Annotated in this window: 24 protein-coding genes; 10 read left to right on the plus strand and 14 right to left on the minus strand. The window is 64.9% G+C overall.

The genetic code is table 11. The features are described 5' to 3' along the window. Positions 1 to 90 precede the first annotated feature (90 nt). Genes dut through coaBC form a run of 3 tightly spaced genes read right to left on the minus strand, consistent with a single transcriptional unit; the run spans position 91 to position 2,080 of the window. Entirely contained in the window at positions 91 to 537 is a 447-nt protein-coding gene (gene dut, locus QTI66_RS14620; RefSeq protein WP_286560486.1) for a dUTP diphosphatase, read from the minus strand. Further along, the gene (locus tag QTI66_RS14625) at positions 534 to 857 is read right to left on the minus strand and encodes a hypothetical protein (protein ID WP_286560487.1); all 324 of its coding nucleotides are present in this window, start codon (positions 855 to 857) and stop codon (positions 534 to 536) included. Before QTI66_RS14625 ends, dut begins: the two co-directional genes overlap by 4 nt. Next, complete coding sequence (gene coaBC, locus QTI66_RS14630; RefSeq protein ID WP_286560488.1) at positions 854 to 2,080, minus strand: bifunctional phosphopantothenoylcysteine decarboxylase/phosphopantothenate--cysteine ligase CoaBC; 1,227 nt, start codon at positions 2,078 to 2,080, stop codon at positions 854 to 856. Before coaBC ends, QTI66_RS14625 begins: the two co-directional genes overlap by 4 nt. Before the next feature lie 103 nt (positions 2,081 to 2,183). On the opposite strand from coaBC, the gene pyrG reads away from it, so the two are divergent. The 7 genes from pyrG to QTI66_RS14665 all read left to right on the plus strand — a co-directional run bounded on the left by pyrG (position 2,184) and on the right by QTI66_RS14665 (position 7,877). Further along, positions 2,184 to 3,857: a CTP synthase gene (pyrG, locus tag QTI66_RS14635; RefSeq protein WP_286560489.1), complete on the plus strand. Its 1,674-nt coding sequence runs from the start codon at positions 2,184 to 2,186 to the stop codon at positions 3,855 to 3,857. After that, on the plus strand, positions 3,854 to 4,711 hold the full coding sequence (gene kdsA / locus QTI66_RS14640; protein ID WP_286560490.1) for a 3-deoxy-8-phosphooctulonate synthase: 858 nt from the start codon (positions 3,854 to 3,856) through the stop codon (positions 4,709 to 4,711). Before pyrG ends, kdsA begins: the two co-directional genes overlap by 4 nt. Before the next feature lie 2 nt (positions 4,712 to 4,713). Further along, entirely contained in the window at positions 4,714 to 5,004 is a 291-nt protein-coding gene (locus QTI66_RS14645; protein ID WP_286560491.1) for a DUF1330 domain-containing protein, read from the plus strand. Between the two features lie 265 nt (positions 5,005 to 5,269). Then, complete coding sequence (gene eno / locus QTI66_RS14650) at positions 5,270 to 6,553, plus strand: phosphopyruvate hydratase (protein WP_286560492.1); 1,284 nt, start codon at positions 5,270 to 5,272, stop codon at positions 6,551 to 6,553. A gap of 24 nt (positions 6,554 to 6,577) precedes the next feature. Next, the gene (locus QTI66_RS14655) at positions 6,578 to 6,853 is read left to right on the plus strand and encodes a septum formation initiator family protein (RefSeq protein WP_286560493.1); all 276 of its coding nucleotides are present in this window, start codon (positions 6,578 to 6,580) and stop codon (positions 6,851 to 6,853) included. Further along, positions 6,850 to 7,473: a P-loop NTPase family protein gene (locus QTI66_RS14660; protein ID WP_286560494.1), complete on the plus strand. Its 624-nt coding sequence runs from the start codon at positions 6,850 to 6,852 to the stop codon at positions 7,471 to 7,473. Before QTI66_RS14655 ends, QTI66_RS14660 begins: the two co-directional genes overlap by 4 nt. A 65-nt stretch (positions 7,474 to 7,538) precedes the next feature. Then, positions 7,539 to 7,877, plus strand: coding sequence for a cell envelope biogenesis protein TolA (locus QTI66_RS14665; RefSeq protein ID WP_286560495.1), 339 nt, complete (start codon positions 7,539 to 7,541; stop codon positions 7,875 to 7,877). Positions 7,878 to 8,015: 138 nt separating this feature from the next. On the opposite strand, the gene hslO is transcribed toward QTI66_RS14665, so the two are convergent. Both hslO and QTI66_RS14675 read right to left on the minus strand, forming a co-directional pair. Then, entirely contained in the window at positions 8,016 to 9,017 is a 1,002-nt protein-coding gene (gene hslO / locus QTI66_RS14670; protein ID WP_286560496.1) for an Hsp33 family molecular chaperone HslO, read from the minus strand. A gap of 48 nt (positions 9,018 to 9,065) precedes the next feature. Next, on the minus strand, positions 9,066 to 9,590 hold the full coding sequence (locus QTI66_RS14675; protein WP_286560497.1) for a gamma carbonic anhydrase family protein: 525 nt from the start codon (positions 9,588 to 9,590) through the stop codon (positions 9,066 to 9,068). A 38-nt stretch (positions 9,591 to 9,628) separates the two neighbouring features. Here QTI66_RS14675 and QTI66_RS14680 point away from each other — a divergent pair, with 38 nt between their 5' ends. Further along, positions 9,629 to 10,432, plus strand: coding sequence for a ferritin-like domain-containing protein (locus tag QTI66_RS14680; protein WP_286560498.1), 804 nt, complete (start codon positions 9,629 to 9,631; stop codon positions 10,430 to 10,432). 4 nt (positions 10,433 to 10,436) lie between these two features. Here QTI66_RS14680 and QTI66_RS14685 read toward each other — a convergent pair whose 3' ends face one another. The 4 genes from QTI66_RS14685 to QTI66_RS14700 all read right to left on the minus strand — a co-directional run bounded on the left by QTI66_RS14685 (position 10,437) and on the right by QTI66_RS14700 (position 14,131). Beyond that, positions 10,437 to 11,417, minus strand: coding sequence for a Bug family tripartite tricarboxylate transporter substrate binding protein (locus QTI66_RS14685; RefSeq protein WP_286560499.1), 981 nt, complete (start codon positions 11,415 to 11,417; stop codon positions 10,437 to 10,439). A gap of 11 nt (positions 11,418 to 11,428) precedes the next feature. Continuing rightward, positions 11,429 to 12,205 (minus strand): DUF72 domain-containing protein, encoded by a 777-nt coding sequence (locus QTI66_RS14690; RefSeq protein ID WP_286560501.1) that lies wholly within the window; start codon positions 12,203 to 12,205, stop codon positions 11,429 to 11,431. Continuing rightward, positions 12,180 to 13,082, minus strand: a complete 903-nt coding sequence (gene xerD / locus QTI66_RS14695) for a site-specific tyrosine recombinase XerD (RefSeq protein WP_286560503.1) — start codon at positions 13,080 to 13,082, stop codon at positions 12,180 to 12,182. The genes QTI66_RS14690 and xerD overlap by 26 nt, the downstream gene beginning before the upstream one ends. 74 nt (positions 13,083 to 13,156) lie before the next feature. Continuing rightward, positions 13,157 to 14,131: a tripartite tricarboxylate transporter substrate binding protein BugE gene (locus QTI66_RS14700; protein WP_286560881.1), complete on the minus strand. Its 975-nt coding sequence runs from the start codon at positions 14,129 to 14,131 to the stop codon at positions 13,157 to 13,159. 116 nt (positions 14,132 to 14,247) lie between these two features. Here QTI66_RS14700 and QTI66_RS14705 point away from each other — a divergent pair, with 116 nt between their 5' ends. Both QTI66_RS14705 and QTI66_RS14710 read left to right on the plus strand, forming a co-directional pair. Further along, on the plus strand, positions 14,248 to 15,153 hold the full coding sequence (locus QTI66_RS14705; RefSeq protein ID WP_286560506.1) for an AEC family transporter: 906 nt from the start codon (positions 14,248 to 14,250) through the stop codon (positions 15,151 to 15,153). Positions 15,154 to 15,234: 81 nt separating this feature from the next. Next, the gene (locus QTI66_RS14710; protein WP_286560508.1) at positions 15,235 to 16,683 is read left to right on the plus strand and encodes a flavin-containing monooxygenase; all 1,449 of its coding nucleotides are present in this window, start codon (positions 15,235 to 15,237) and stop codon (positions 16,681 to 16,683) included. A gap of 20 nt (positions 16,684 to 16,703) precedes the next feature. On the opposite strand, the gene QTI66_RS14715 is transcribed toward QTI66_RS14710, so the two are convergent. The 5 genes from QTI66_RS14715 to kdgD all read right to left on the minus strand — a co-directional run bounded on the left by QTI66_RS14715 (position 16,704) and on the right by kdgD (position 21,222). Beyond that, complete coding sequence (locus QTI66_RS14715; protein WP_286560510.1) at positions 16,704 to 17,345, minus strand: ABC transporter ATP-binding protein; 642 nt, start codon at positions 17,343 to 17,345, stop codon at positions 16,704 to 16,706. 49 nt (positions 17,346 to 17,394) lie between these two features. Then, positions 17,395 to 18,003, minus strand: coding sequence for a P-loop NTPase family protein (locus QTI66_RS14720; RefSeq protein ID WP_286560512.1), 609 nt, complete (start codon positions 18,001 to 18,003; stop codon positions 17,395 to 17,397). A 227-nt stretch (positions 18,004 to 18,230) separates the two neighbouring features. Continuing rightward, positions 18,231 to 19,667 carry an aldehyde dehydrogenase family protein gene (locus QTI66_RS14725; RefSeq protein WP_286560514.1) on the minus strand — a complete coding sequence of 479 codons (1,437 nt, stop codon included), beginning with the start codon at positions 19,665 to 19,667 and terminating at the stop codon, positions 18,231 to 18,233. An 89-nt stretch (positions 19,668 to 19,756) separates the two neighbouring features. Then, positions 19,757 to 20,209, minus strand: coding sequence for a nuclear transport factor 2 family protein (locus QTI66_RS14730; RefSeq protein WP_286560516.1), 453 nt, complete (start codon positions 20,207 to 20,209; stop codon positions 19,757 to 19,759). Positions 20,210 to 20,304: 95 nt separating this feature from the next. Continuing rightward, entirely contained in the window at positions 20,305 to 21,222 is a 918-nt protein-coding gene (kdgD, locus tag QTI66_RS14735) for a 5-dehydro-4-deoxyglucarate dehydratase (RefSeq protein ID WP_286560518.1), read from the minus strand. Positions 21,223 to 21,239: the final 17 nt, after the last annotated feature.

A 21,239-nucleotide genomic window follows, 5' to 3' on the forward strand; every position in this document is an offset into this window, starting at 1 on the left:
GTTGCCAGCGGGCGGTTCCCCGCTTTACCTGTGGGCGCCGCCAGCGACAATGTGAAGGATGCGACCTACTGCTTAATCTGCGCTTAATCTTCAGTGCTTGCCGGTCGAGCCGTAGCCGCCTTCACCCCGCTCCGTGGGCGGAAATTCCGGGACGACGTTGAAGCGCGCCTGCACCACCGGAACGATCACCAGCTGCGCCAGCCGTTCCATGGGCTGGAGCACAAAAGGCACGTCGCTGCGATTCCACGCGCTGACCTTGAGTTCGCCCTGGTAGTCGCTGTCGATCAGCCCCACAAGGTTGCCCAGCACGATGCCATGCTTGTGCCCGAGCCCCGAGCGCGGAAGGATCAGCGCGGCATAGCCCGGATCGGCCAGGTGAATGGCAATGCCCGTTCCCACCAGTTGCCAGGCGTTGGGCTCCAGCGTGACGGGTTCGTCGAGGCAGGCCCTCAGGTCGAGGCCGGCGCTGCCCGGCGTGGCGTAGGCTGGCAGTTGCTCGGCCATGCGGGGATCAAGGATTCGGACGTCAATTCTCATCGGTTTCGAGGGGTGTTCTGAATGTTGCGCTCAAGCGATTGGCGCAGTTTGGTGAGGATGGCCAGAAGGCCGCGTGCCAGCAGATTGTCGGCGCTCATGGGCTGCACCCTGCCGACCGAGGGCTGCGTCATCTGGTGCGCCGCGGTTGCCGGGTTGCCGGCGCGATGCGCCTGCATCTGCGGGCTCTCGGGCGTATCGTCCAGCGCCTGGTGTGCATTGTCGTCGCGCTGCTGGGCGCTCAACACGGGCGCGCGGGCGGTCAGCCGCTCAACGTAGCTTGCGAAATCTCCATTCGGTGGCGTGTTCCATTGCGGGTTCACTTGGCCCTCCATTGGGGAAGCCGCACCGCGATCTCGGCTACGAGCTCGCGTGCGAGCACCTGCTTGGGCGCGCGGGGCAGCTCACGCACGCCCTTTTCGTCCACCAGCAGCAAACTGTTGTGGTCTTGCCCGAATGTCAGCGGGCCGATGTTGCCCACCAGCAGCGGAATGCCCTTGCGCTCGCGCTTGGCCTTGGCGTGCTCGACGAGGTTTTCGCTCTCTGCCGCGAAACCGACGCAGAAGAGTTCGCCGCTCTTGGCGCGCTCGCTTTGCGCCAGCGTCAACAGGATGTCCGGGTTCTCGATGAAGCTGAGCATCGGCGGCTGGCCGCTGCCGTCCTTCTTGATTTTTTGCGTGCTGTGGCTGGCCGGTCGCCAGTCGGCCACGGCTGCGGTCGCGACGAAGATGCTGGCCTGCGCCGCACCCGCCGTTGCTGCGGCGAGCATCTCCTGCGCGGACTGCACGTTGATGCGCCGCACGCCCCGTGGCGTGGACAGGTGCACCGGGCCCGCCACCAGCGTGACCTCGGCGCCCGCTTCGCGCGCCGCGCGGGCGATGGAAAAGCCCATCTTTCCGGACGAATGGTTGGTGATGCCCCGGATCGGGTCCAGTGCCTCGAAGGTCGGCCCGGCCGTGACCAGCACGTGCTGTCCGGCCAGCACCTTGGGCTGGAAGTGCGCCACGATGTCTTCCATCAGTTCGGCGGGTTCCAGCATGCGGCCGTCGCCCGTTTCACCGCAGGCCTGATCGCCGCTGCCCACGCCCAGTGCAATGGCGCCGTCGGCTTGCACCTGCGCCAGGTTGCGCAGGGTGGCGGGGTGCGACCACATCTCGCGGTTCATGGCCGGCGCAATGAGGAGCGGCACGCGCCCGATCGGACGCGCGAGGCACATCAGGCTCAGCAACTCGTCGGACCGCCCCTGCACCAGCCGCGCAATGAAGTCCGCGCTGCACGGCGCCAGCACGATCGCGTCGGCCTCACGGCTCAGGTTGATGTGGGGCATGTTGTTGGGCTCACGCACATCCCACTGGGAGATGTACACCGGCCGGCCCGACAACGCCTGCATCGTCACAGGCGTGATGAACTGCGTCGCCGACTCCGTCATGACGACTTGGACCGTGGCGCCTGCCTTCACCAGCAGCCGGCATAGTTCGGCTGACTTGTAGCAAGCCACGCCTCCGGTGAGGCCCAAAACGATGTGTTTGCCAGCAAGATCGGTCATATGGCCCGGAGTGTACTGACGACAGCCCTTCGCCGCGTCCCGGAATCTGGAGCCTCTATAATTCGAATTTCCCACTGACCGAATCTCCGCATTCGGACCTGGCATGACCAAATTCGTCTTCGTCACCGGTGGTGTCGTATCTTCCCTCGGCAAGGGAATCGCATCCGCCTCTCTCGCCGCGCTCCTCGAATCGCGCGGCCTCCAAGTCACCCTCATCAAGCTGGACCCGTACATCAACGTGGATCCGGGCACGATGTCGCCCTTCCAGCATGGCGAGGTCTTCGTCACCGACGACGGCGCCGAAACCGACCTCGATCTGGGCCACTACGAGCGCTTCATCACGACGCGCATGCGCAAGGCCAACAACTTCACCACCGGCCAGATCTACAAGACCGTGCTCGAAAAAGAGCGCCGCGGCGACTACCTCGGCAAGACGGTGCAGGTCATTCCGCACATCACCAACGAGATCCAGGAATACGTCAAGCGCGGCGCCGGCATCGGCACGCCGCATGAAGTGGACGTGGCCATCGTCGAAATCGGCGGCACGGTGGGCGACATCGAATCGCTGCCTTTCCTCGAAGCCGTGCGCCAGATGAGCCTGCGCATGGGCCCGAACCAGGCCGCCTTCGTGCACCTGACCTACGTGCCCTGGATTGCCGCAGCCGGCGAATTGAAGACCAAGCCGACCCAGCACACCGCGCAAAAGCTGCGCGAGATCGGTATCCAGGCCGACGCGCTGCTGTGCCGCGCCGACCGGCCGATTCCCGAGGACGAACGCGCCAAGATCTCGCTGTTTTCCAACGTGCCCGAATGGGGCGTGATCTCCATGTGGGACGTGGACACCATCTACAAGGTGCCCCGCATGCTGCACGAACAGGGCCTGGACGGCCTGATCTGCGACAAGCTGCGCCTGAACACGCCGCCCGCCAAGCTCCAGCGCTGGGACGACCTGGTCTACGAAGTCGAGCATCCGCAAAAGGAAGTCACCATCGCCATGGTCGGCAAGTACGTCGACCTGTCGGACAGCTACAAGTCGCTCAACGAAGCGCTGCGCCACGCCGGCATGAAGAACCATGCGCGCGTGAAGATCGAGTACATCGACTCTGAAACCATCCAGCCCGACAACGTGTCGCGCCTGTCGAAGTACGACGCCATCCTGGTGCCCGGCGGCTTCGGCCAGCGCGGCGTGGAAGGCAAGATCTGCGCAGCCCGTTATGCCCGCGAAACCAAGGTGCCCTACCTCGGCATCTGCCTGGGCATGCAGGTCGCGACCATCGAATACGCGCGCAACGTGGCGGGCCTGAAGAACGCCAACAGCACCGAATTCGACGCCGAGACTTCCTGCCCCGTCATCGCGCTCATCACCGAGTGGAAAGACGCGGACGGCAGCATCAAGACACGCAGCGTGCAATCAGACCTCGGCGGCACGATGCGCCTGGGCGCGCAAAGCTCCGACGTGGTGCCTGGCACGCTGGCGCACAGCATCTACGGCGACGTGGTCACCGAACGCCATCGCCACCGCTACGAAGCCAACGTGAACTACCTGGACGAACTGCGCAACGCCGGTTTGGTGATTTCGGCGCTCACGCAGCGCGAGCACCTCACGGAAATCGTCGAGTTGCCCAAGGAAGCGCACCCTTGGTACATGGGCGTGCAGTTCCACCCGGAATTCAAGTCCACGCCCTGGGGCGGGCATCCCCTGTTCAACGCATTCATCAGCGCCGCGCTTGCGCACCAGGGCGCTGACAACAAGCAACCCTTGAAGGTGGTGGCATGAAGCTCTGCGGATTCGACATTGGACTGGACAAGCCGTTTTTCCTGATCGCCGGCCCCTGCGTGGTCGAATCCGAACAGCTCCAGATGGACACGGCGGGCACGCTGAAGGAAATCACGGCCTCGCTGGGCATTCCCTTCATCTTCAAGAGCAGCTTCGACAAGGCCAACCGCACTTCCGGCACCAGCTTCCGGGGCCCGGGCCGTGAGAAGGGCTTGGAGATTCTCGCCAAGGTCAAGCGCGAGCTGGGCCTGCCGGTGCTCACCGACGTGCACACCGAAGACGACATCACCGAAGCCGCCAAGATGGTCGACGTGCTGCAGACGCCGGCCTTCCTGTGCCGCCAGACCGACTTCATCCGCGCCGTGGCGCAGTCGGGCAAGCCGGTCAACATCAAGAAGGGCCAGTTCCTCGCGCCGCACGAGATGAAGAACGTGATCGACAAGGCACGCGAGGCCGCGAAGGAAAAGGGCCTGCCGGTCGACAACTTCATGGCCTGCGAGCGCGGTGCGAGCTTCGGCTACAACAACCTCGTGTCGGACATGCGGTCTCTCTCGATCATGCGCGAGACCGGTGCGCCCGTGGTGTTCGACGCCACCCACTCGGTGCAGTTGCCGGGCGGCCAGGGCACCAGCTCAGGTGGCCAGCGCGAGATGGTGCCGGTGCTCTCGCGTGCGGCGGTGGCCGTGGGCATTTCGGGCCTGTTCATGGAAACGCATCCCGACCCCAACAAGGCAATGAGCGATGGCCCCAACGCCGTGCCGCTCAAGCACATGAAGGCGCTGCTCGAAACGCTGGTCGCGCTCGACCGCGTGACCAAGAAGTCGCCCTTCCTCGAGAACAACTTCGGAGCCTGAACATGAGCAGCGGTTACGTCATCGCCCACATCGAAGTCACCAATCCGCAACAGTACGAGGAATACAAGAAGTGGTCCTCGGCTGCGATGCAAGCGCATGGCGCCGAAGTGTGCGTTCGCGGCGGGCAGGTGGAAGTGCTCGAGGGTGACTGGTCGCCGTCCCGCGTCGTCGTGCTCAAGTTTGCGAATTTCGAAGCGGCCAAGGCCTTCTACGAGACGCCTGAATACCGCAAGGCGCGCGACGCCCGGGAAGGCGCGGCCGTGATGCGCATGATTGCTGTCGAAGGCGTCTGAACCAGACGCTTCGATCGGTCATGGCCACGACCTGTGAACTGACCGACGGCCGGCATGGCCTCTTTCTCATCGACATCTCGCCGAAATTCATTCCGGAGAACTTTCGTTTCCCGAGCGGGGATATATTCCGGAGCGCATCCACTGCGCCGGATTTCCCTAGCGCACGACAGGCCAGCCTCTCGTACGCCACACAGCCCTGGAGCATTGCGCGATTCAGTCGCCTGCCTTGATCCAGTTTTACAGTTTCACAACCTAGCTCCAAATCATGAGTGCAATCGTAGACATCGTCGGCCGCGAAATTCTTGACAGCCGCGGCAACCCCACCGTCGAATGCGACGTGCTGCTCGAATCGGGCACCATGGGCCGTGCGGCCGTGCCGTCGGGTGCTTCCACCGGCTCGCGTGAAGCCATCGAACTGCGTGACGGCGACAAGGGCCGTTACCTGGGCAAGGGCGTGCTGAAGGCCGTCGAGCACATCAACACCGAAATCTCCGAATCGGTGCTGGGCCTCGACGCCTCGGAACAGGCCTTTCTCGACCGCACGCTGTGCGACCTGGACGGCACCGACAACAAGGCCCGCCTGGGTGCCAACGCCATGCTGGCCGTGTCGATGGCCGTGGCCCGCGCCGCGGCCGAGGAATCGGGCCTGCCGCTCTACCGCTACTTCGGCGGCATGGGCGGCATGCAATTGCCGGTGCCGATGATGAACGTCATCAACGGCGGCGCACACGCCAACAACAGCCTGGACCTGCAGGAGTTCATGATCATTCCCGTGGGCGCGCCGAACTTCCGCGAAGCGCTGCGCTACGGTGCCGAGACCTTCCACGCGCTCAAGAAGATCCTGCACGACCGCGGCATCAGCACGGCCGTGGGCGACGAAGGCGGCTTTGCGCCCAGCGTCGAAAGCCATGAAGCCGCCATCCAGCTCATCCTCGAAGCCATCGACAAGGCAGGCTTCACGGCCGGCGAGCAGATCGCGCTGGGCCTGGATTGCGCTGCCAGCGAGTTCTACAAGGACGGCAAGTACGTGCTGTCCGGCGAAAACCTCAGCCTGTCGGCCGAGAGCTGGACCGACATGCTCGCCACCTGGTGCGACAAGTACCCGATCATCAGCATCGAAGACGGCATGCACGAAGGCGACTGGGACGGCTGGAAGCACCTGACCGAGCGCCTGGGCAAGCGCGTGCAACTGGTGGGCGACGACCTGTTCGTCACCAACACCAAGATCCTGAAGGAAGGCATCGACAAGGGCATCGCCAACTCGATCCTGATCAAGATCAACCAGATCGGCACGCTGACCGAGACCTTCGCCGCCATCGAGATGGCCAAGCGCGCGGGCTACACGGCGGTCATTTCGCACCGCTCGGGCGAAACGGAAGACTCGACCATTGCCGACATCGCCGTGGGCACCAACGCCGGCCAGATCAAGACCGGCTCGCTCTCGCGCTCGGACCGCATGGCCAAGTACAACCAGTTGCTGCGCATCGAGGAAGACCTCGGTGATGTTGCCAGCTATCCAGGCCGCGCCGCTTTCTATAACCTTCGCTGATCAAACGCCTGACGGACCGGCCCCATGCAGTCTCGCATCGTCCCCATCGTTCTCGTGATGTTGCTGGTACTCCTGCAGTACCAGTTGTGGACGGGGCGCGGCAGCGTGCCGGACGTCAAGCGGCAGCGGGAGGCGCTCACCGCGCTGAGCGAGTCGAACGCGCGGGCGGCCATCGCGAATGACCGGCTGGCATCGGAAGTGCGCGACCTGCAGGAAGGGCTTGAAATGGTCGAGGAGCGGGCTCGCACCGAACTCGGCATGGTCAAGGCCAACGAAGTCTTCGTGCAGATCGCGCGTTGACCGTCACGATCGCGCTGGTCGGCGCCGGCAACACCGGCAAGACGACGCTGGCGCGGGCGCTGGTTCTTCGGCTGAATGAGGCGGGCGTCGCTGCGACGCTGGTCGAAGACCCTCTCCACGCTTGGCCTCCTCGCGAAGGCCGTTCGCCGACGCGCGAGGAGCTTGCCGCCCTGGCGCGCGAGCAGACCGCGCGAATCGATCAGTCGACCCAGGGCGCAGTGGCCGTCGTGGACGGCACCGCCCTCGGCCTCGCGGTGGCGTGCGAGCTGCAGTTTGCAGATGCGTCGCTTTACGCGCAGGCGCTCGCCGCCCACCGCGCGCACGCCATTACCCTCCTCTCGACCATCGAGGACACCGCCGGACCGAACGATGCACGTGAAAGCGCGGACCGCCTGCTGCGCGCCGCGCTCGCGCGAGGCGGTGTCGGCTACTCCGTCTTGCATGGTGACGCGGCGGCCCGGCTGGAGGCGGCGTGGAGCCTGGTTCAGCGCCGGTTGAAGCTGCCCGGCACCGCCGACGCAAGCACATCGCGAACGGAATGGAACTGGACTTGCGACAAGTGCTCCGACCCGGTCTGCGAGCACCGCATGTTCTCCAGTCTTCTGGATAAACGTCGTTGACGGCTGGCGGGGAACCGGGCCGACGGCGCGGTGATCTCACCGCCTCGTCCTTACCGGAGCATCTCATGACCAAAGTCCCCGCGGTCCTGATCGCCACCCTGCTGGGCGCCTACGCCCACGCGCAAGACCTCCCGCCCGGCGTGGCCGTGCCGCCTGGCACGCCCGGTTACACCGTCGGCAAATCGCAGGATGCCGGCGAAAAACGCAAGCAGTCGAAGACGCAGGGCCAAGTCCGCGCCCCGGGGGGCGACGCGCCGAAAAGCGCGGAAGGCGGCGCCGTCGCCAATGACAAGGCAGCTGTCGCCGGCGAACAGCGCAAGAGCACGCGTGACGCGCGTCGGCCGGACAAGCGCCGCACCACGCAGGGCGGCACGCCGGACGACCCGCTGAATCCGGCTCGCTGAATCCGGCTCGCTGAATCGCCTCGATTGATCGTCTCGTTCGATCGTCTCGCTTGATCGGCTCGCTTGATCGGCTCGCTTGATCGGCTCGCCGAGCCGGCGCGATGAACCTGCTCGGTGAATACGGCTCGCCCAGCCGGCTCACTGCACCAGATTGCTGCCCGGCACCTGGTCGGTCGGCGCGGTAAAGATCTGCGCCGCATCCACCGCGTCGAAGCGGTATTGCTTGCCGCAGAAGTCACAGCCCACCTCGATGTCGCCACGTTCCGCGAGAATTTCCTCAGCCTCCTGAACGCCGAGGCCGCGGATCATTCCCGCCACGCGCTCGCGACTGCAGGTGCAGCGGAAGTGCGGTCCGAGCAAGCCGGTCTGCGGCTCGAAGCGCAGGAGTTTTTCTTCCCAGAACAAGCGCCGCAGGATGGTCTCGACATCCAGCGTCAGCAGTTCGTCGCGCGTGAGGCTGGAGGCAAGGATCGAAATCCGGTTGTAGTCCTCGTTGCGGCCGATCTGGTCTTCATGCGCGGTGCGCTCCTGCGCGCCTTCCGCCGCACCGGCCAGGTTGGCAATGCCCTTGGTGGGCAAGCGCTGGATCAGCAGGCCTGCAGCCACGTTTTCATCGGCCGCCAGCACCAGCGTCGTGTCGAGCTGCTCGCTTTGCAGCATGTAGTGCTGCAGCACGTCGCTGAGCTTTTGCAGCGGCTCGCGCCGGTCGTCGAACAACGGAACGACGCCCTGATAGGGCTGCTGGCCCGGCACGCGCTCACCCGGTTCCAGCGTGATGGCGCAGCGGCCCTTGTTGTGCACGTTGACCATGTCCGGCAGCCGCGCATCGGCGGGCACCACGCCGGTCACGCTCGCGGTGGCACGCACGCTCAGGTCGGCCTTGGCTTCCGCCACGGCCACCTTGACAGGGCCATCGCCAAAAATCTGCAGGATGAGCGAGCCATTGAACTTGATGTTGGCCTGCATGAGCGCGGCAGCGGCCGTCATTTCGCCCAGCAGTTCGGCCACCGGCGGCGCATAGGCGCCTGTGGTGGTGTTCGACGCGCGGCGCGCGAGGATCTCCTGCCACGCGTCGGTCAGCCGCACGATCATGCCGCGCACCGGCAGGCCGTCGAACAGGAATTTATGGAGCTCGCTCAAAACAGGTTTCCTCGGGGATGGGACCGCAACCGGCTTCGCCGGCGCCGATCAGGCAATTTTCTTCAAGCCCTTGGCGTAGCGCCGGCTGTTGTCGATGTAGTGCTGCGCGTTGTCGCGCAGGCGGGCGGCCGCGGCGTCGTCCAGCGTGCGAACCGCCTTGGCGGGCGCGCCGATGATGAGCGAGTTGTCGGGAAACTCCTTGCCCTCCGTCACGACGCTGCCGGCGCCGACGATGCAATTGCGGCCGATGCGCGCGTTATTCAAGATCACCGCGCCGATGCCCACGAGCGAGCCGTCGCCAATCGTGCAGCCATGCAGCATGACCATGTGGCCGACCGTCACGTTCTCGCCGATGGTCAGGGGCGAGCCCATGTCGGAATGCAGCGCCGACAGGTCCTGCACATTGCTGTTGCGCCCGATGGTGATGGGCTCGTTGTCGCCACGTGCCACGCTGCCGAACCAGATGCTGGCGTTTTCAGCCATGACGACGTTGCCAATGACCTGCGCGCTGTCTGCAACCCAGGCGCCTTCGGCCAGTTGGGGCGCCACGCCATCGAGTTCATACACGGCCATCAGGTGCTCCTTCGGGGGTCAAAACTAGAATTGTAGGGATGCACCCCCGCCTTCGCGCCCTGACGGCTTTGCGTCTGGACGACCCCGAACAGAAAGTTGCCGCCACGCGCGCCCTTGCCGCTGATGGCGACATGGCCCGCGCCCCGCAACAAGCCGTGCGCCAGCCCGGCGACGATGCCGGCGTGCCGGGCCGCCCGGAACGCCCTGCCCGTGTGGCCGCGACCGCCGTTCCGCGCCGATCGCCCTTCACCCACGAAGGCCGCGCGGCGCTCATCCACTCCATCTGCCACATCGAGTTCAACGCGATCAACCTCGCACTCGACGCCGTCTGGCGCTTCGACGGCATGCCGCCGGCCTACTACGAGGACTGGCTGCGCGTCGCCGATGAAGAGGCGCAACATTTCACCATGCTGCACGCGCACTTGCAGGGCATGGGCTTTCGTTACGGCGACTTCCCCGGGCACGACGGCCTGTGGACCATGTGCGAGAAAACGCGCGACGACGTGCTCGCCCGCATGGCGCTGGTGCCCCGCACGCTGGAGGCGCGCGGCCTCGACGCCACGCCCCTCATCCAGTCCAAGCTGCGCCGCGTGAACACGCCCGATGCGCACGAGGCGGTGCGCATCCTGGACATCATCCTGCGTGATGAAGTGGGTCACGTGGCCATCGGCAATCACTGGTACCGCTGGCTCTGCGAACACGCGGGGCTCGACGCTGAAGCGATGTATCCGCAACTGGTCGCGCGCTACGAGGCACCACGGCTCAAGCCGCCCTTCAACCTCGAGGCGCGCCAGCGTGCAGGCTTCAGCGAGGAAGAATTGCGCGCGCTGAATCAGCCCTGAGACTTCATTCAGCCTTGATGCCGGAGGCGCGGATGATGCGCCCGTTGTTCTCGAACTCCTGCACGATCTCGCGCTCGAAATCGTCGGGTGTGCCGCCCGTGGGCACGTTGTCGGTCGCAAGCAGCCTGGCGCGCAAGTCCGGCGAGGCCAGCGCCTTGTTGATCTCGACGTTGTATTTGATGATGAGTACTTCCGGCGTCGCGGCGGGCGCGAACACGCCGAACTGGGACGACATGTTGGCGGCCTTGTAGCCCAGCTCTGCCAGCGTCGGCACCTGCGGCAGGCTTTCCAGCCGCTTGGGCGCACCGACGGCCAGCGGGCGCAACCTCCCGGACTTGATATGCGAGGCCACAGCCGGACTCGCGTTGGTCGAAAGAATTTCGAACTGCCCGCCCAGCGCGTCGTTCATCTGTTGACCACCGCCCTTGTAGGGCACGTGCGTGATGTCGACTTTCGCGCCCACACGAAGCTGCTCCAGCATGATGTGCCCCAGCGAGGCTTGGCCCGAGGTTGCCCAGCGAATCGCGCCGGGCGACGCATCGGCGTCCCTCATCAGGCTGCGAAAGTCCTTGGTTCCGCTGGCGGACGTGGCGAGGATCAGCACCGGCGAGTACATCACGCTCGCCACCGGCGCGATGTCTTTCTCCGGGTCGAAGGGCGACTTGGTCAAGTGCGGGCTGAGCACCAGCGGGCTGATGGCGGAAAAGCCGATCACGCTGCCATCGGCAGGTGCCTTTGCGACCGCGTCCATGCCAATGGTGCCGCTGGCACCGGCCCTGTTTTCCACGACCACCGTGGTGGCAAGTTGTGCCGAGAGCTTTTCGGCGAGCATGCGCGCAATCACATCGCTCACGCCGCCTGTGGGATAAGCCACGATGAGGCGAATGGTCTTGGGAATGGTCTGGGCGTTGGCACCTGCGCTCACGAGCGCGGCTGCGGCGAGCGCAGACGCGGCGAAAGCGCGACGGGAGATGTTCAAACTCATCCTTTGAATTCTCACTGATTGGGCGGGTTGAAGGCCTGCGTCGCGCCAAGTGCATCGGCAAGCGTCAGGGCATTTCCGATCGCCTCGCCACCTGCGGTGTTGTCGAATATGCACCAGCATTGCGCGCCGCCCGCCTGCGCCATTCGAAGCCGCTGCGCAAGCTGCAAGAGCAGATCGTCCGCGTAGCGCGACCAGTAGCGGCGCGGCGAGCCGTGCAGCCGCAGGTAGACCAGCCGGTCAAACCCGCCCGGCGCTGCTGCAGCGAGAAACAGCACCGGGTCGGCGAGCACGCGGGCGATCCTGAAACTCGCCAGCAAGGCGTCCGGCGCCGAGGCAAACCAGCTCTCGTGTCGCGGCTCCAATGCGACAGGGCCCTCGTGACGCCGCCGGAGCGCAGACAGAAAACGCTTCACCACCGCCGCGTCGAACGCAAGGCTCGGCGGCAGTTGCACGACCAGACAACCCAGCTTGCTCCCCAACCCCGCCACCTGCCCTGCAAAGGCGTCGAACGGCGCCATGGCATTCACCAGCCGAAGCTCGTGCGTGATGGTTTGGGGCAGCTTGACTGCGAAGCGGAAGTCGTCCGGCGTACTTTCAGCCCAGCGCGCGTAGGTCTCCACGCGATGCGGCCGATAGAAGGAGCTGTTGATCTCGACCACATTGAAGCGGCCCGCGTAGCGCTCGAGATGCGATCCCTGCGACGCGAACTTCGGCCATTGCGCGCGCGGCAAACTCCAGCCCGCGCAGCCGATGAACATCCTTTCAGCCGCGGGGATGATGGTGCGCATGCAGCTGCTTCAGGCGTTCGCGCGCCACGTGCGTGTAGATGGTGGTCGTCGAAATGTCGGCGTGACCGAGCAACATTTGCACCGCACGCAGGTCAGCGCCGTGGTTGAGCAGGTGGGTGGCAAAGGCATGGCGCAGCGTGTGCGGCGACAGCGGCGAGCGAATGCCCGCGGCCAGCGCCTGCTTCTTGACGATGATCCAGAACATGACGCGCGTCATGCCCGCGCCGCGTGCCGTCACGAAGAGGTCGGGCGTCTGCTGGCCGCCGAGAATCACGGCGCGCGCTTCGTGCAGGTAGCGCTCGATCCATTTGCGCGCCTCGGCACCAAAAGGCACCAGCCGCTCCTTGTTGCCCTTGCCAAGCACCCGCAACACGCCATCGTTGAGGCTCATGTCGAAAACCTTGAGCGAAACCAGCTCGCTCACACGCAGCCCGCTCGCGTACATGAGCTCCAGCATCGCGCGGTCGCGCAAGCCCAGCGGCGTGTCGATGTCCGGCGCGGCGAGCAGATCGTCCACCTGCTTTTCCGACATGGTCTTGGGCACGCGCAAGGATTGCCGCGCCGGCACGAGCCTCAGCGTGGGGTCGGCAACGATGCGCCGCTCCCGCAGTGCCCAGCGGAAGTAGCGCTTGAACACCGTCAGGCGACGATTGGCGGACGTCGCCTTGCCCTTTTGCGACAAGCGCGCGCCCATGTAGGCCTGCAGGTCATTCTCCCGCGCGGCGTCCAGCGCCATGCCGCGCTCATGCAGCCAGACGGCAAACAGCGTGAGGTCGCGCCGATAGGCCGCGAGCGTGTTCTTCGACAGGCCGTTCTCCAGCCAGAGCGCATCGACGAAGTCGTCGATTTCGGGAAGTGCGGGAGCCGCCGTGGTCATCGTGCCGAAGATATCAAAACAAGAAGGCCGCCCGGTGGGGGCGGCCTGGGTTCATGGATGCACTGCCGAAGCAATCAGTCGAGCTTGAGCTTCTGCTTGGCCACGACCTGCTTGTAGACCTCGTACTCCGCCTTGATCTGCGCCGCGAACTGCTCGGGCGAGTTGGCCACGATGAGCGAGCCCGTGTCTTCGATGCGCTTCTTGACGGCCGGATCTTCCACCGCCTTCTTGACCCCGGCATTGATCTTGTCGACCACTTCCTTGGGCAGTCCCTTGGGACCGAGGATGCCGTAGTAGGCCATGCGGTTCACCGGCTCCAGGCCCACTTCCTTGAAGGTCGGCACGTTGGGCAGTTCCTTGAGCCGCTGCGGTGCGGCGACCACGATGGGCACCAGCTTGCCGGTGTTGATGAAGGGCAGCGCCGAGGGCAGGTTGTCGAAGATCATCGGGACCTGGCCCGCGACCGTGTCCGTGAGCGCCGGGCCGGCACCGCGATACGGAATGTGCGTGATGAAGGTGCCCGTCAGGCTCTTGTAGAGCTCCATGAGCAGGTGGCCGATGCCGCCCGTGCCGGAAGTCGAGTACGAATACTTGCCCGGATTGCGCTTGAGTTCGGCAATGAACTCCGCGTAGTTTTTCGCCGGAAAGCTCGGGTTCACCGCGATGAGGTTCGGCGTCGCGGCGATGTTGACGATGGGCGTGAAGTCGTTGATCGGGTCATACGGCGTCTTCGGGTTGATCGCCGGATTGGCTGCCGTGCTCGACACCGTGGCCACGCCGAGCTTGTAGCCATCCGGCGCCGCCTTGGCAGTTTCGTTCGCGCCCACGGCGCCGCCGCCACCGGCCTTGTTGACCACCACGACGGGCTGGCCCAGCTGCTTGGCCAGGGGCTCGGAAATGACACGCGCCACGATGTCGGTGGTGCCGCCCGGCGCAAAGGGCACCTGCAGTTCGATGGGCTTCGTGGGGTAGCCCTGCGCCAGGCTCGGGCCCGCAAGGGCGGCAAGCGTGGTGGCCATGGCCAGCTGGCCCCATTGACGGCGTTGCAACATCAGCAATCTCCTGTGGACTTGAAAGCTTGGAAAGAAGCATTCAATGCTAGCGGCAAGCGCACACCCCTTCTGTCGGTGTAAAGCCCGAGAGCACGGCGTTTATCCTCGGGCGGGTGAACTTCGCCCAGTTGCTCTTTCCCGACTTCTCGCTGATTGCCTGCGGGTGGCTGCTGTGCCGCTACACCGCACTCGATCGCCGCGTGTGGGACCAGGTCGAAAGCCTGGTCTATTACTTTCTCTTCCCGGTACTGCTTTTTCATTCCATCGTGCGCAGTCCGCTGGACTTTGGCGCGACCTCGAGCCTGCTCGCGGCCGGCGTCACGATGAGCCTCATCGGCATTGGCCTGGCCTACAGCCTTCCCTGGCTGCCCTGGCTGCGCCATCACATCGACGCGCGCGACCATGCGGCCAGCGCGCAGGTCGCGTTCCGCTTCAACTCCTTCATTGCGCTGACGCTTGCGGAACGGCTGGGCGGCGCGCAGGGCCTGTTGCTGATCGCGGTGCTCATCGGCGTGTGCGTGCCGCTGCTCAACGTCGCATCGGTATGGCCGATGGCGCGGCACGGGCGCACCGGCTTCCTGCGGCAGTTGGTTCGAAATCCGCTGATCATCGCGACGGCCAGCGGGCTGCTGGCCAATGTGCTGGGCTTCACCGTGCCGACCTGGCTCACGCCCACGCTCTCGCGCATTGGCGGCGCATCGCTTGCGCTGGGCCTGATGGCGGCGGGCGCCGGCATGCAGTTCGCGCACCTGGGGCGTGGCAAGACGCTGGCCGTGGCGGTGCTGTCGATCCGGCACCTCATCTTGCCGCTGGTCGCGTGGGGACTGGCACGCGGGCTGCGGCTGGAGCCGATGCAGGCCACTGTGCTGCTCGCTTTTTCTGCCGTTCCGACCGCTTCGAGCGCCTACGTGCTGGCCGCGCGCATGGGCTACAACGGCCCGCTCGTGGCCGGGCTGGTCACCCTCTCGACCTTGCTCGGCGCGGCCAGCCTGCCTTTTGCGCTGGCGTTGCCGAGGTAGGGACAACACCTCCCCAATCGGAGGCTCGACCAAGGGAATCCCCGCCGCTACGATCAGCGAGCCCTGAGGAGAATGCCCGCCATGGCAGAAGAAACCGTCGATGTGTTGATCGTGGGCGCCGGGCTTTCGGGCATCGGCGCGGCCTGCCATTTGAAACGCGAGTGCCCGGAGCGCAGCGTGACGATCGTCGAGGGACGGCAACGGCTCGGCGGCACTTGGGATTTGTTCCGCTACCCGGGCGTGCGCTCCGACTCGGACATGTACACGCTGGGCTATTCGTTCCGGCCGTGGGGCGGCGAGCAGGCCATTGCCGCCGGAGAGGACATCCTCCAATACCTGCGCGACACGGCGCGCGACGAAGGCATCGAAGGCCGCATCCGCTATGGCCACCGCGTGCGGCGCGCGAGCTGGTCCTCGCAGGACGCGCAATGGACGGTGGACATCGAACGCGACGGCGGCGACAACATCCGCATGCGCTGCGCCTTCCTGCTGATGTGCATCGGCTACTACGACACGTCCGAAGGCTACACGCCGGACTTTGCGGGCATCGAAAGCTTCAAGGGACGCATCGTGCATCCGCAGCACTGGAGCGAAGACATCGACTACGCCGGCAAGCGCGTGCTGGTCATTGGCAGCGGCGCCACCGCCGTGACGCTGGTGCCGGCGCTCGCCAGGGACGCGGCGCACGTCACCATGCTGCAGCGCTCGCCCACCTACATGGTGTCGCGACCGTCCATCGACCCAGTCGCCATGTGGTTGCGCCGTCGGCTGGGGCTTTCGTGGTCGCACGGCCTCACGCGGTGGAAGAACCTGCTGTTCACCATGTACGTGTTCCGGCTTTGCAGGCGCAAGCCCGCGCAGGTGAAGGCCGCCATGATCGGCATGGTGAAAAAGGAACTGGGCGACAACTACGACGTCAACACGCACTTCACGCCCAGGTACAACCCGTGGGAGCAACGCCTGTGCCTGGTGCCTGACGGCGACCTGTTCAAGTCCATCCGGGAGCAGCGCGCGAGCATCGTCACGGACCAGATCGCATCGTTCACCGAAAAGGGCGTGAGGCTGGCGAGCGGCGCCGAGCTCGAGGCGGATCTGGTGGTGACCGCCACGGGCCTGAAACTCAAGCCCTTGGGAGGTCTGGAATTCGTCGTCGATGGCCAGAAGCTGGAAGCGTCCAAAATGGTCAGCTACAAGGGCGTGATGTTCGGCGGCGTGCCCAACCTCGCGTCCGTCTTCGGCTACACGAATGCCTCCTGGACCTTGAAGGCCGACCTGGCCAGTGGCTTCGTGTGCCGGCTGCTCAATCACATGAAGCGCAACGGCATTCGCCAGTGCATTCCGCAAGTCGACGATTCAATGGCCACCGCCCCATGGGTCGACCTGTCGTCGGGCTACTTCCAGCGGGTGCTGTCGCAGCTTCCCAGGCAAGGCACGAAGAAGCCGTGGAAGCTCAACCAGAACTACCTCGCCGACATGATGACCTTGCGCTTTGGCTCGGTGAACGACGGCGTGATGCGGTTTTCAGGCTGAAGGGCTGTTCGAGGGCTTTCTCAAGCCAGCGGCAGTTCGATGACCTTCGCCAGAGGCACGCGATCGTCGATGCGCTCGCTGCTGGCAACGACGACAGCACGGCCGGCGCTCGGCACGCGATCGGACAACAGCCGCCAAAGGCAGCGGATGGATGCTGCATCGAGGCCGCCGGTCGGCTCGTCGAGCAGCACCAGCGGCCGGCCGCTGGCGAGCGCTGCGGCCAGCCAGACCTTGCGCTTCGTGCCCGTGGAGAGCATGAACATCTTCTTGTCGATGTGCGGTGGCAGGGCAAAGCCTTCCACTGCAGCCTGCCAGAGCCCTTCATCGAAAGCCTCGTCGCCGTCGCGCAGCTGCGTGGTGCATTCGCGGCCGGTGAGCTGGTCAAAGGCATCCGTTGGCGCCTCGACAAAGAACAGCTGGCGGCGATAGGCCTCGCGGTTCGCGTCAAGTCGTACGCCTGACAGCGTCAACTGCCCGCTGCCGGTCAATTCACCCGCGATCAGTTTCAGCAGAGTCGATTTGCCGCTGCCCGTGTCGCCGTACACCTGCGTGATGCCGTTACCGATGGCCAGCGTCGGGCCGAAGTTCAATGGCGGCTCGCCCGGATAGGCAAAGCGAAGTTCATGCAGGCGAAGGATGTCGGGGCGGGTCGAAGTGTTCATGCGCCCGCGATTCTGGCGCGAATCCGAAGCGAAATGCGCCTGCTGGTGCTCAGCGCCAGCGCAGGCTGTTCAGGCGTGCGGCGCCTTCGCCCAGCGCGTCGTGAATGCCCACCTGCATGGCGGCATCCACGAGGCTGATCGCCTCTTCTTCCGTTTGAAGGCAAAGTCGCGGGCCCGGAAAGCGCCGATACAACGAGAGATGGCCGGCAAAGGATTCACCACGCGTTTGATAGGCCGACGCCCACTCCACAAGCTTGGTGAAGCCGGTCTCGGGCGTCCTGTCATCAGAAGCGGCGCTCATCGAGAATTCGCGACAAGCGGCCCAGTGGAAGTTGAGCCAGATCAGCGCATGCGCGTCTTCCAGAAAGGGTGCTGCCAGCTCGCCAAAGCCGCCTGCCACCACCCAGCTTTCGGTGCTGCGAATCTGTTCAACCTGCGCAGCAATCGCACGGGCGGGCCGCTCTTGCCTGGCGGCGGGCGCAATGCAGGAGAGTTCGTCAAGATGAAGGACCGGGGCCGCTGCAATGGCACCCAGGGTGTTGGCCAGCCAGATCTTGCCGCTACCGCTGCTGCCAACGATGACGATCTTGATGCTGGAGTTGTCGACCGGAAGAGTCTCGGAGCCAAATGCCGGATCCGCTTCTGCGCGGCGCGCCAAGGACGGGCCCACCGGCCCCGGCGTACGCAATCTGATTCGTGGAATCGTTCTCTCCCTTTTCTGGCATTGCCGAAGTCGCTGAACCTCGCAAACCGCGCTGAGCGTGGTCGGCAATTTTCACTTCGTGCAAGGCGTTGCCAGACTAAGAAAGACCTGAAACGATCCTCGAAATTTCCTACAGTTCCTCCCTCAATTGGAGGAGGCCGCTTCCGGAGCGGCCAACCCATTCAGGCCAGCGTGTAAGCCGTCTTCACCGTCGTGAAAAACTCCTGTGCATAGCGGCCCTGCTCGCGCGGACCGTAGCTCGAACCCTTGCGCCCGCCGAAGGGCACGTGATAGTCCACGCCTGCCGTCGGCAGGTTCACCATCACCATGCCGGCCTGGCTGTGGCGCTTGAAGTGCGTGGCGTACTTGAGGCTCGTGGTCGCGATGCCGGCCGAGAGGCCGAACTCGGTGTCGTTGGCTGTCGCCAGCGCTTCCTCGTAGTTCTTGACCTTGATGACGCTCGCCACCGGGCCGAAGATTTCCTCGCGGTTGATGCGCATCGAGGCGACGGATTCGCTGAACAGCGCGGGCGACATGTAGAAACCGTCGGTGTCCAGCTTGAGGCGCTCGCCGCCGGCGGCCAGCGTGGCGCCTTCGCTCTTGCCGATCTCGATGTAGCTCAAGTCCTGCTCGAGCTGGGTCTGGCTGGAAACCGGCCCGATGTCGGTGCCCTGGGCGAGCGCATCGCCCACCTTGATCTTCGCCATGCGCTGCTTCATCGCCTCGATGAACTTCGGGTAGATGCCTTCGGTGACGATCAGGCGGCTCGACGCGGTGCAGCGTTGACCGGTCGAATAGAACGCGCTCTGGACGCTCAGTTCGACGGCTTGGTTCAGGTCGGCGTCGTCGAGCACGACTTGCGGGTTCTTGCCACCCATTTCGAGCTGCACCTTCTTGTGGTTCTCCACGCACTTCAAGGCGATGCGGCGGCCCACGCCGACCGAACCGGTGAAGCTCACCGCATGGATGCCGGGATCGTTGACCAGCGCATCGCCGATCACGCTGCCGCGGCCCATCACGAGGTTGAACACGCCCGCCGGAATGCCGGAGCGGCTGATGATGTCGGCCAGCGCCCATGCGCAGCCCGGCACCAGGTCAGCCGGCTTGAGCACGACGCAATTGCCGAAGGCCAATGCCGGCGCGATCTTCCAGGCGGGAATGGCGATGGGGAAGTTCCACGGCGTAATGAGGCCGACGACGCCCACCGGTTCGCGCGTGATTTCCACGCCGATGCCAGGACGCACCGAGGGCAGCAGTTCGCCCGACAACCGCAGGCATTCGCCGGCGAAGAACTTGAAGATGTGGCCGGCGCGCGTGGCTTCGCCGATGCCTTCCGCCTTGGTCTTGCCTTCTTCGCGAGCGAGCAGCGTGCCGAGTTCTTCCTTGCGCGCGAGGATTTCGCTGCCGATCTTGTCCAGCGCATCCGAGCGCGCTTGCACGCTGCCCGTGGCCCACGCGGGGAAGGCGGCCGTGGCGGCGGCAACAGCCGCTGCAACTTGCGCCGCGTCGCCCTGCGCGTATTCGGCGATGGTGTCGGACAGGTTCGAGGGGTTCAGGTTGGGGCTGTAGCTGTTGCCCTTGACCCATTCGCCGCCGATGAGGTTGTCGTGTTGTTGCATCTCTGGTTGTCCTTTGCAGTGGAATAGCGGAACAGGGCCGAAGCGTATGCCGCTTCGGCCCCGGTGTGTTGTCGAGAATCAGCCGCGCATCATGGTGCCGGTGGGCGCACGGCCTGGCGGGCCAGAAGCTTCCAGTCGCCGCCCTGCTTCTGCCAGACGCCGAGGATCTTGATGCTCACCTTGCCCGGCTTGCCGGCGTCGTTGGTGTCGGCCGTGAGCGTGTGCCGCACGATGGCCGCATTGCCCACCACCTTGATGGTCTGCTCGGTGATCGCGATGGTCACGAAGTCCGACGCGCCGCTCATCAGGTCCGCGATGAAGCTGGTCTTGGTGTCCACCTTGCCACCCGAGTGACCGTAGCTCAAATCGTCCGCCACGAGCGCGCCTAGGGCGGCAGGCGACGGGTCGATCATCGCGAGCCGCAGCTTTTCAGCGGCCGCCGCGACGGCCTGCTCATCGCCCGGCGAAGGGCTGTTGGACATACCGGCGCAGCCAGACAGGGCCAATGCAGCGGTGGCAATGAGGAACAGTTTTTTGAGCATGTGGTCTCCTGCGGTTGTTATGAAATTTGTTGTCGTGGAATCCCGCGGAACCAGCTCAGCCGGCCCGCTGGTCTTGCCCCGGGCGGGGCAAGTTTTTACAGGCCCTGTGGTCCTAGCTTGTCGATCAGGACCTTGAGCATTTCGATCTCGTCGGCCTTCAGGTCTGTGAGCGGCGTGCGCACCGGGCCTGCATCATGGCCGACGATCTTCGCGCCGGCCTTGATGATGCTCACCGCGTAGCCTTGCATGCGGTTGCGCAGGTCGAGGTACGGCATGAAGAAGTCCTTCAGCAGGCGATGCTGCGTCGCCATGTCGTCGTTGGCGACTGCGTGATAGAAGTCCATCGCCGTCTTCGGGATGAAGTTGAACACGGCGGACGAATACACGGGCGTGCCCATCGCCTTGTAGGCAGCGGCGTAGACCTCTGCTGTCGGCAAGCCACCGAGGTAGGCGAAGCGATCGCCCATACGCTGGTAGATCGCGACCATGGTCTCGATGTCGCCGATGCCGTCCTTGAAGCCGACCAAGTTCGGGTTGCGTTCTGCCAGCTTCGCCAGCGTCTCGGGCTTGAAGCGCGTCGAGCCGCGGTTGTAGATGATCACGCCGAAGTCCACGCTCTTGCACACGGCTTCCACGTGCGCGGCCAAGCCTTCCTGGCCGGCTTCGGTCAGGTAATGCGGCAACAGCAGGATGCCGTGCGCGCCGGCCTTTTCGGCCGCTTGCGCGCACTCGATGGCAAAGCGCGTCGGGCCGCCCGCACCCGCGATGATCGGCACCACACCCTTGCAGGTGTCCACAGCCGTCTTGATGATGCCGGGGTATTCCGCACCCGTCAGCGAAAAGAACTCGCCCGTGCCACCCGCCGCAAACAGCGCACTCGCACCATAAGGCGCCAGCCATTCCAGGCGCTTTTCATAGCCCTTCTTGTTGAAGTCACCGTTCGCGTCGAAGTCGGTCAACGGAAACGAAAGCAGGCCGGAGCCCATGATGGTCTTGAGTTCTTGCGGGTTCATCGAGTGTCCAGATTGAA

Source organism: Variovorax brevis, assembly GCF_030317105.1.
Taxonomy (GTDB): domain Bacteria; phylum Pseudomonadota; class Gammaproteobacteria; order Burkholderiales; family Burkholderiaceae_C; genus Variovorax; species Variovorax brevis.